The sequence below is a fragment of the Streptomyces sp. genome, assembly GCF_031178505.1.
GTDB classification, from domain to species: Bacteria; Actinomycetota; Actinomycetes; order Streptomycetales; family Streptomycetaceae; genus Streptomyces; species Streptomyces gulbargensis.
Genome location: NZ_JAPSIW010000289.1, coordinates 1 through 7,860, shown reverse-complemented (window position 1 = coordinate 7,860; position 7,860 = coordinate 1). Strand labels below are relative to the sequence as shown.

7 protein-coding genes and 1 tRNA gene are annotated in these 7,860 nt (G+C 73.9%); 5 read left to right on the top strand and 3 right to left on the bottom strand.

The genetic code is table 11. The features are described 5' to 3' along the window. Positions 1–173: 173 nt before the first annotated feature. A complete protein-coding gene (locus RIF68_RS19500; RefSeq protein ID WP_309052561.1) occupies positions 174–848 on the top strand; it encodes a hypothetical protein in 675 nt (224 codons plus the stop codon). Then, positions 830–1,489, top strand: a complete 660-nt coding sequence (locus RIF68_RS19495; RefSeq protein ID WP_309052560.1) for a hypothetical protein — start codon at positions 830–832, stop codon at positions 1,487–1,489. The genes RIF68_RS19500 and RIF68_RS19495 overlap by 19 nt, the downstream gene beginning before the upstream one ends. A 61-nt stretch (positions 1,490–1,550) precedes the next feature. On the opposite strand, the gene RIF68_RS19490 is transcribed toward RIF68_RS19495, so the two are convergent. Continuing rightward, positions 1,551–1,892 carry a hypothetical protein gene (locus tag RIF68_RS19490; protein WP_309052559.1) on the bottom strand — a complete coding sequence of 114 codons (342 nt, stop codon included), beginning with the start codon at positions 1,890–1,892 and terminating at the stop codon, positions 1,551–1,553. A 75-nt stretch (positions 1,893–1,967) separates the two neighbouring features. Further along, positions 1,968–2,039 (bottom strand) — tRNA-Cys (locus RIF68_RS19485). A gap of 274 nt (positions 2,040–2,313) precedes the next feature. Here RIF68_RS19485 and RIF68_RS19480 point away from each other — a divergent pair. The 3 genes from RIF68_RS19480 to RIF68_RS19470 all read left to right on the top strand — a co-directional run bounded on the left by RIF68_RS19480 (position 2,314) and on the right by RIF68_RS19470 (position 6,980). Continuing rightward, the gene (locus RIF68_RS19480) at positions 2,314–3,825 is read left to right on the top strand and encodes an MFS transporter (protein ID WP_309052558.1); all 1,512 of its coding nucleotides are present in this window, start codon (positions 2,314–2,316) and stop codon (positions 3,823–3,825) included. Positions 3,826–3,992: 167 nt separating this feature from the next. Then, positions 3,993–5,783, top strand: coding sequence for a DEAD/DEAH box helicase (locus RIF68_RS19475; protein ID WP_309052557.1), 1,791 nt, complete (start codon positions 3,993–3,995; stop codon positions 5,781–5,783). A 555-nt stretch (positions 5,784–6,338) separates the two neighbouring features. Then, complete coding sequence (locus RIF68_RS19470; RefSeq protein ID WP_309052556.1) at positions 6,339–6,980, top strand: helix-turn-helix domain-containing protein; 642 nt, start codon at positions 6,339–6,341, stop codon at positions 6,978–6,980. Between the two features lie 27 nt (positions 6,981–7,007). Here RIF68_RS19470 and RIF68_RS19465 read toward each other — a convergent pair. After that, positions 7,008–7,860, bottom strand: an 853-nt coding sequence (locus RIF68_RS19465) for a helix-turn-helix domain-containing protein (RefSeq protein WP_309052555.1), incomplete at its 5' end; no start/stop codon positions are given.

Genomic DNA, 7,860 nt, shown 5'->3' with positions numbered 1-7,860 from the left:
CCCCCATGGAACGCTTCCTCGCCCAGCACAGCGACAAGGTGAGCAGCGACTTCAGGCAGGACATGATCGAATCGGTCGACGGCGGTTACGCGAAGGGCAACGACCACGCGAACCAGACGGGCAACGCGCCCGAGACCGGCTGACCGTCCGCTTCCGACCCCCGAGGAATCCCGATGAGCAGAGCGTCCGTGGCCCTCTCGACCGTGCTTGCCCTCGGTCTCCTCCTCACCGCCTGCGGCGGCGACGAGGAGGCGACGGAGGTCAGCGCCGCCCAGCAGTGCGACGGCACGCTCTCGCCCGGGGCGGCCGAGGCGCTGGAACGGGTGATGGGGGCGAAGACTTTCCAGGAAGCCGAGGGGAGCGGTCTCCGGAGGGTCGCGCAGGACCTGGCCGACGACCAGGCGAAGGGCGACCTCCACGGGCAGCACCCGGCCATGTGCGAGGTCAGGCACCAGAGCGACAGACCTCTGCTCACGGTTAGTTTCCACCTGTACGGCGAGGACGACCTGTACGACACAGGAAAGGGCGCGAAGGCCCCCGGCCGACACCTCTACGCGATGGGCCGGGAGGCCGTCGTGGACGACAGGTCGGCGAGCCTCTTCGTCCAGTGCTCGAGCCCGGAGCTGAAGGGGTCCGAGCGGAAGCCCGCTCCCATCCAGGGCTTCCTCCGGTTCAGCAAGGCCCCCTCGGACGAACTCCCCCCGAACACCCCGGCCACCCGCGAGGCGTACCTCACCGTCCTCCACTCCGTCACGCTGGCGGTCGTGAAGGAGCTGGGCTGCGAGAACGACGCGGGGCTGCCCGAGCGGCCGGTGCTCACGGAGAAGAAGTGGCGCGGCGAGCGGTAGCCGTCGCGGGCCGGCCGGTGGCGGGGGTCGCCGGTCTGCTGCTCGCCGCGACCGCCTGCTCGGGCGCGGGGGAGCAGGCCCCCGCGCCCGATCCCGCCGCCCTGCGGGCCTGCCAGGAGGTCTTCGGCGCGGAGAGTGTCGGTGCTCTGCGGGACGCGTTCGGTGAGGGGTTCAGGCCGCACGGGCGGGCGCCGGGGGAGGTGGAGGGCCGGCTGGTCGCTCAGGCGCGGGAGTGGCGGGCCGGGGCGGACGATCTGCGGCGGCAGGTCCAGCATCCCTGCGAGATCGAGGGCGGCGGCGACGGGCGGGTGATCACCGCGACCGTCGGGTGGTCGATGTACGACATCGATCACGTGAGCTCGGGGAAGGGCAGGTTCCGCTGGCGTACCGTCGCGGACGGGGTGTACGTCGCGTCCCGGCCCGACGTCTGGGGAACGCCGCTCGTCATGCCGTGCACCGTGCCGGGCACGGCTCCCGGGCAGGGCGCGGAGCTGCCCCTGGAGGTCGCCGTGCTCCACAAGGCTTCCGGGGAGGCGGCGGAGGTGCCGGAGGAGCGGCTTCTCGCCGCTCTGGCGCGCAGTGCGCGGGAGCTCCTCGGCTGCCGGGAGCAGGTGAAGGTGCCCGACGACCTGCTGCCGTGACGCGCGCGGTGGGGCGGCGCTCGGTCCTCGGCCGGGCGATGTGATGAGGGGAGCTGGGAGATCAGGAGGACCGCCCCCGGGTGCAGAGGGCCGCGAGGCGGATCGTCGCGAAGCCCTCGCTGTGGAGGGTGGAGAACCTCGGGCCCAGCCAGGACAGCAGCCACCAGATCAGGGCGTCCTGGACGAAGCCGGCCAGGCCGAAGGCGGCGAGGGCCGGGAGGGGCACGCGGCCCGAGGGGCCGATGAAGATCAGTCGGGTGAGCACCGCCGGGACCACGGAGGCCATGAGGACCGCGGGGACGGCGTCCGCCATCCCCGTGCCGAGGGTGATGCCCGGCAGCAGGGCCCCGGCGAGGGCCGTGCCGGCGACGACGCCCACCTTGCGTCTTCCTTGATCGCTCATGCGCGGTCTGTGGCACAGCCGCCGGGCGCCCGTGAAGATCCGCGGGGACCCCGGCGGTGACCAGGAATCCGTCAGAGACCGTGACCGGAATCGAACCGGCGTCACTCGCTTTGCAGGCGAGCCCCTCAACCACTCGGGCACACGGTCGTGCGTGCTGGTACGACCGTAGGGCCGCGCCAGGAAGGGCCTCAAGGGGGCCGGCCGGCGTGCAACGCGACTGCCGTACCGCCGCCACACGCCGTTCACAGAAGGCCTCGGAACGGCCCGGGAGGGGCCGTCAGGACGCGCGACGGGGCGGGAGGGCCGCACGGGCGCGGCCCGGCCGGAGGGTGACCGGCGCCGGAGTCGTACGTCGCAGGACCGAGGAGAACCGGGACTCCTGACAGGGGTCACTGCCTGCTTCACCTCTTACTCTGGGGGGATGAGCGCCCTCGAACCCCACGACGCCGCGACCGGCGCCGACGACACCGTCCCCCCGAAAACGCCGGTCGAGCCCCCGCGGGGCTCCGTGCTCGACTCCGCACACCGGGCGCTCAGCGTCGGCATCGTCTCCGTTGTCCTCCTCATCGCCTTCGAGGCCACCGCCGTCGGCACCGCGATGCCCGTCGCCGCCCGCGAGCTGCACGGCATCCCGCTCTACGCCTTCGCCTTCTCCGCGTACTTCACCACCAGCCTCTTCGGCATGGTCCTCGCCGGGCAGTGGTCCGACCGCAACGGGCCGCTCGCCCCGCTCGCCACCGGCATCAGCGCCTTCGCCGCGGGCCTGCTCCTGTCGGGGACCGCCGGTGCCATGTGGGTCTTCGTCCTCGGCCGGGCCGTGCAGGGGCTCGGCGGCGGGCTGGTCATCGTCGCGCTGTACGTCATCGTCAGCCGGGCCTACGCCGAACACCTGAGGCCCGCGATCATGGCCGCCTTCGCCGCCAGCTGGGTCGTGCCCTCGGTCGTCGGCCCGCTCGCCTCCGGCACGATCACCGAGCACCTGGGCTGGCGCTGGGTCTTCGTCGGCATCCCCGTCCTCGTCGTCTTCCCGCTCGCCCTCGCCCTCCCCGCGATCCGCCGCACCGCCTCCGGCCCCGCCGACCCCTCCGCGCCGGTCCAGCCGTGGGACCGGCGGCGGATCCGGCTGGCGCTCGGCATCTCGGCGGGCGCGGGGCTCCTCCAGTACGCCGGGCAGGAACTGCGCTGGCTCTCCCTGCTGCCCGCCGCCGTGGGCGCCGCGCTCCTCGTGCCCGCCGTCCGCGGCCTCCTGCCGCGCGGTACCGCCCGGGCCGCGCGCGGACTGCCCTCCGTCGTCCTGCTGCGCGGCATCGCCGCCGGGTCCTTCATCGCCGCTGAGTCCTTCGTGCCGCTGATGCTGGTCACCCAGCGCGGCCTCAGCCCCACCCTGGCCGGGCTCTCCCTCGCCGCAGGCGGCCTCACCTGGGCGCTCGGTTCCTGGATCCAGTCGCGGCCGTGGACCGAGCCGTACACCGAGCGGCTCGTGATCGGCGGCATGGTCCTCGTGGCGGTGGCGATCGGCACCGCCCCGGCGGTCCTCGTCCACGCCGTGCCGGTGTGGGTGGTCGCCGTGGCCTGGGGCCTGGGCTGCCTGGGCATGGGCGCGGTGATCTCCTCCACGAGCGTGCTGCTGATGAAGCTGTCGGCCCCGCACGAGGCCGGCGCCAACTCCGCCGCCCTCCAGATCTCCGACGGCCTCTCCAACGTGCTGCTGCTGTCGGCCGGCGGCGCCGCCTTCGCCGCCCTCGGCGGCGGCGCCGTGGGCCACGCGGCCGCCACCCACGTGCCGGCGGCCACCAGCTCCCACCCGGCCGCCTTCGCCGCGGTCTTCCTGCCCATGGCGGGTGTGGCGGCGGTGGGCGCCTGGGTGGCGACCCGTCTCCAGCCCTCCCGGGGGGCCGCGGGAATCCCTGGTCAGGGACGTGGCGGTCACTGAGAACGGGCCCGGCCGGCACGGAGCACAGCCGCCACGCCCGCGTTCGGCGCCCGACGTGAGGTGGATCGCAACCGCCGCGGCACCGCCCTGTTTCGTACGAGGTTCCGGGCGGGCCGCCGGTAAGGTGGCCCGGTTGTCATATCTGGACGAGCGTCGAACCGGAGATCGTGACTACCACCGCCACCTCCTCACACCACCTCTCTCCCGCCTTCCCCGGCCGCGCCCCCTGGGGCACCGCCAACAAGCTGCGCGCCTGGCAGCAGGGGGCCATGGAGAAGTACATCCAGGAGCAGCCTCGTGACTTCCTCGCGGTCGCCACGCCCGGCGCCGGCAAGACCACCTTCGCGCTGACCCTCGCGTCCTGGCTGCTCCACCACCACGTCGTGCAGCAGGTCACCGTCGTCGCACCCACCGAGCACCTGAAGAAGCAGTGGGCCGCGGCGGCCGCGCGGATAGGGATCAAGCTGGACCCGGAGTACAGCGCCGGGCCGCTCAGCAAGGAGTACGACGGCGTCGCCCTCACCTACGCCGGTGTCGGCGTGCGGCCCATGCTCCACCGCAACCGCTGCGAACAGCGCAAGACCCTCGTCATCCTGGACGAGATCCATCACGCCGGAGACTCCAAGTCCTGGGGCGAGGCCTGCCTGGAGGCCTTCGAGCCGGCCACGCGGCGCCTCGCCCTCACCGGCACCCCGTTCCGTTCCGACACGAACCCGATCCCGTTCGTCACGTACGAGGAGGGGAACGACGGCATCCGCAGGTCGTCCGCGGACTACACCTACGGTTACGGCAACGCCCTCGGCGACGGCGTCGTCCGGCCGGTCATCTTCCTCTCCTACAGCGGCAACATGCGCTGGCGCACCAAGGCCGGCGACGAGATCGCCGCGCGCCTCGGCGAGCCGATGACCAAGGACGCCGTCTCGCAGGCCTGGCGCACCGCGCTCGACCCGCGCGGCGACTGGATGCCGAACGTGCTGCGCGCCGCCGACCAGCGGCTCACCGAGGTCCGCAAGTCCATCCCGGACGCCGGCGGCCTCGTCATCGCCTCCGACCAGGACTCGGCCCGCGCCTACGCCAAACTGATCCGGGAGATCACCGGCACCAAGGCCACCGTCGTCCTCTCCGACGACGCCGGAGCCTCCAGCCGCATCGACGAGTTCAGCGAGAACAACGACCGGTGGATGGTCGCCGTCCGCATGGTGTCCGAGGGCGTCGACGTGCCCCGCCTCGCGGTCGGCGTCTACGCCACGACGATCTCGACCCCGCTGTTCTTCGCCCAGGCCGTCGGCCGTTTCGTACGTTCCCGCAGGCGCGGCGAGACCGCCTCGGTGTTCCTTCCCACCATCCCCAGCCTCCTCGGCTTCGCCAACGAGATGGAGGTCGAGCGCGACCACGTCCTCGACAAGCCGAAGAAGGAGGGCGAGGAGGACCCGTACGCCGAGTCCGAGAAGGAGATGGCGGAGGCCGAGCGCCAGCAGGACGAGGACACGGGCGAGCAGGACATGCTGCCGTTCGAGGCGCTGGAGTCCGACGCCGTCTTCGACCGCGTGCTGTACAACAGCGCCGAGTTCGGCATGCAGGCCCACCCCGGCAGCGAGGAGGAGCAGGACTACCTGGGCATTCCCGGGCTCCTCGAACCCGACCAGGTGCAGTTGCTCCTCCAGAAGCGGCAGGCCCGGCAGATCGCGCACAGCCGCAAGAGGCCGGACAGCGAGGCCGACCTCCTGGAGCTTCCGGCGGAGCGGCGGCCCGTCGTTTCCCACAAGGAGCTCCTGGAGCTGAGGAAACAGCTCAACACGATGGTCGGCGCGTACGTTCACCAGAGCGGCAAGCCGCACGGCGTCATCCACACCGAGCTCCGGCGGGTCTGCGGCGGCCCGCCGAGCGCGGAGGCGACGGCCGGGCAGATCCGTGAACGGATCAAGAAGGTCCAGGAGTGGGCCACCCGCATGCGGTGACCCCGCCCGCTCCCCGGCCGGTGAGAACGAGGCGGCCGGGGAGACGAGGCGGCCGGTGAGAACGAGGCCCGTACGACGGCGTGCGTACGGGCCTCACGCATGCCCGCGCCGTGCGGTCGGGCCTCACGCGGGTCCGCGCACGGCATCCCGCCCGGCTCACGTGGCCCAGGCACCCGATCCGGCCGTGACCGGCGCGGCGGACGGGGGCGGGCGGGCGACGGACGGGTGGCCGGCGTGTGGGGCGGTCCGCGGCCAGGGCCCGGCCGAGGGCGCCGACATAGCGCGTCTTGTCCGCCGAAGTCCCCTGTCCACGGGACTTTGCTCCCGAACCGGCATCCTTCCGCCCGCCTGCGCCCGGATTCTGGACGAGGTCTTCCGCTGAGCGGAGCGGGTCGCTACTGTCCCGGCTCAAAGCTATCGCCCCGTGGCAGCGCCGCCGCGGAGCGCAGCCGGTGTACCCCTTCCTGCCGGCGGCCTCTGACGTGCGTCGCCGACGGGACCGGCGTCGCAACCCCGTGGGAGTCCGCCGCCACTCACTCCGAAGGAGAGGGCGTCGTGACCGCGGAGACCTCCCAGACGCTCGACCGGGGACTCAGAGTCCTCAAACTGCTCGCCGACACCGACCACGGCCTGACGGTCACCGAGTTGTCCAACCGGCTCGGCGTCAACCGGACCGTCGTGTACCGACTGCTCGCCACGCTCGAACAGCACGCCCTGGTCCGACGTGACCTCGGCGGACGCGCCCGCGTCGGCCTCGGCGTGCTCCGGCTCGGCCGCCAGGTCCACCCGCTGGTGCGCGAGGCCGCGCTGCCCGCGCTCCGCTCGCTCGCCGAGGACATAGGCGCCACGGCCCACCTCACGCTCGTCGACGGCTCCGAGGCGCTCGCCGTCGCGGTGGTCGAACCCACCTGGACCGACTACCACGTCGCCTACCGGGCCGGCTTCCGCCACCCGCTCGACCGGGGGGCCGCCGGGCGCGCGATCCTCGCCGCCCGCCAGGGCGGACTGACCGAGCCCACCTACACCCTCACCCACGGCGAACTGGAAGCCGGCGCCAGCGGTGCCGCCGCCCCTCTCATCGGCGTCACCGGCATCGAGGGCAGCGTCGGCGTCGTCATGCTCACCGACGCCGTCCCGGAGCGGGTGGGCCCCCGGGTGGTCGACGCGGCCCGCGAGGTCGCCGACGCCCTGCGGTAGTACGGCCCCGGCCGTCTTCCTTCGCGGTCAGTCCGTTCCGTGTCCCGCCCCGGGCGGACGGCCCCCGGCCGGGCCGGTCAGGAGGGAACCCAGGCCGGTGCGCGCGTGGTGGACCGAACGGCCCGTCCGCACCGTCGTGATCAGCCCCGCCGCCCGCAGCGCCGCGGCGTGGGCCGAGGCGGTCGCGTCGCTGACACCGGTTCGGCGCGCCAGCTCCGTGGTCGTCCGGTGCTCCGCCAGGGCGAGCAGCACCTCCGCCCGGGTACGGCCCAGCACGCCCGCCAGACCCTCGCCGGACGCGGCGGCCGCCAGGGGTACGAGGGGCAGGCCCGGGCCCGCCGGGCAGGCGAGGACCACCGGACGGCCCGGCAGGTCCTGCACGAGCGGGCCGCCCCGCCAGTGGAAGGTCGGCAGCAGCACCAGCCCCCGCCCGCCGAGCCGTACGTCCCGGCCCCCACCGCCCCGCCCGGCCACCGCGCCCGCCGCCTCCCAGACCCCGTCCCGCAGGCGCGAACCCGGCACCAGGGCCGGAAGGGCCGCCCCGAGTCCCCGCTCCGCCACGGCGAGCGCGTGCCGGGCGAACTCCGCCCGGTGCAGGTCCTGGACGAGCGGCCACACCGGGGCGAGGACCGTCTCGTACGCCGCTCGCTGCGCCCGGTCCACGGTCCGCCACGCCTCCGCCTCGCCCTCGTACAGGCCCCGCACCCAGCGCGGTGGGGCGCCCTGCCCCGCGTACACCCGGGCCAGCTCCGTCCGTACGAGCCCCGGGGGCGCCGAACGGATCTGCTCGAAGCCCTCCCGCCGGGTCTCGCCGAGGACGTCGAGGAAGACGGGGGCGTGCCCGGCCGGCGCGAGGTCCGCGAGCGGCGCGGCCGCTCCC